Origin of the sequence: Nocardioides sp. Root140 (assembly GCF_001426745.1) — a bacterium.
Taxonomy (GTDB): domain Bacteria; phylum Actinomycetota; class Actinomycetes; order Propionibacteriales; family Nocardioidaceae; genus Nocardioides.
Genome location: NZ_LMFI01000009.1, coordinates 1 through 1,551, shown reverse-complemented (window position 1 = coordinate 1,551; position 1,551 = coordinate 1). Strand labels below are relative to the sequence as shown.

Sequence of the window (1,551 nt, the reverse complement as noted above, 5' to 3'; positions counted from 1 at the left end):
CCGAAGCACTCGAATGGTTCCACCGCACCGAAGCCATCGACGGCGACGAACTCACCGACGCCGCCACCCGCGCCCAACAACTCGAACAACCCAACTGAGCATCGCCGATGGCGCGGCACTGTGACATCCCGAACCGGGTAGGCCTCGAGGCCTACCCGGTTCTGTCGTTCACGGGGGAGTGGGCGTCGGTCGTGACGGCGGCCCGCTCGAGCTGGGCAATTCCATGGGGCGTGACACTCAGTGCTCGGCTTCCCGGCTGACGGTTGACCCAGTTGTCGGTGAGCATGGCGGTGGCGATCATGGTGCCGATGGTGCCGGCCAGGTGGTCGCGTTGCTCTGTCCAGTCACGACAGGGCCGCACAAGTGGGCGTCGGGAGCGAGCGGCCAGGTCGAGGTCCACTCCGAAGTAGGTTTCCAGGGCGTCCGTGCCGGCTGGGGTGATGGTGCTCATCTGCGGATCGGTCCATGCGGCGGCGATGAACCGTTCAGCCACGGCCACCCCGAGCTGACCGGCGAGGTGGTCGTAGCACGTGCGAGCTGCCCGGAGACGACGTTGTTCGCGAGACGGCCGAAGTGAGCTGACGGGGCCCTGGCCCGGGCCACTGAGTTGCTCCAGTGCATGCGCGACACGGGCGTTCGCCAGTCGGTAGTGCCGGAATCGGCCTCGGGGCTCGACGGTTACGAGACCCGCGTCGGCGAGGAGGGCCAGGTGTTGGCTCGCGGTGGCCGGCGCAACCCCGGCCACGTGGGCCAGCTGCCCGGCGGTGTGGGGTGCCCCGTCGAACAGCGCATCGATCATCGCGGCGCGAGCTGGCGCACCGATCGCCCTGCCGATCCGTGCGAGGTCGAGGCTCATGGTTTCGATTGTGCCGCAGGCACGATTCGGCAAGGACCGAGATGACGGGGTCCTCATGGCCCGGACCCGGAATCCCGTGGGACAGGCGTCCGCGGCTGGCGGTGGACGGCACCCGGATCTGTACACCCACGAGGTGATCCGCCGTCATGGCCGTCTCGCTGGTTGCGACTGAGGCTCTTCGCCCGGCCGGCCCCACGAGTGGGATCGACCCAGCGGGGATGACCTGGAGCCTGCGCGAGATCGCCGTGCACAAGGGCCCGTCGTACGCCAACCAGCTGGGGACCTCTCGGTCTGGACGCCGGCCGCGTACGGCGCCGCTTCCCGGTGTGGAGCGTGCTCTCCTGGGCGCGACACAGAGGCCGGGGGAGAGCCCTGAACGCGTCGATTTGACCCGTGGTGGGGCGTGGCCTAATGTTTCACCTGTCGCCGAGAGCGACCGGGAAGAACGGCCTTCTGGCCGGGCTCCGGTCCCACCAGGCGGCCACCCCCATCAGTACCCCTCTCGGGGTCCTCTGAGTGTGCGCCACGATGCGGCCTCGGAAGATCCTGGATCAGTGTGTGCGATGGGATCTGGAAGCAGATTGGCCGGTTTGACAGGCGAATCTCACTCCGGTAAGTTTTGTCAGGTTGCCCCGGGGCTTGGTCGTGAGGCTGGGTGCGGTGCGCGCTTGATCCTTGAGAACTCAACAGTGTGT

1 protein-coding gene is annotated in these 1,551 nt (G+C 67.8%); it reads right to left on the bottom strand.

Annotated elements, in window-relative coordinates; translation table 11 throughout:
- Positions 1-151 precede the first annotated feature (151 nt).
- Complete coding sequence (locus tag ASD30_RS10470) at positions 152-856, bottom strand: ArsR/SmtB family transcription factor (protein WP_056681162.1); 705 nt, start codon at positions 854-856, stop codon at positions 152-154.
- Between the last annotated feature and the right edge of the window lie 695 nt (positions 857-1,551).

Bases quoted from the DNA above. Each gene is read 5' to 3' on its own strand.
- ASD30_RS10470 (WP_056681162.1), bottom strand. From the start codon at position 856: ATGAGCCTCGACCTCGCACGGATCGGCAGGGCGATCGGTGCGCCAGCT.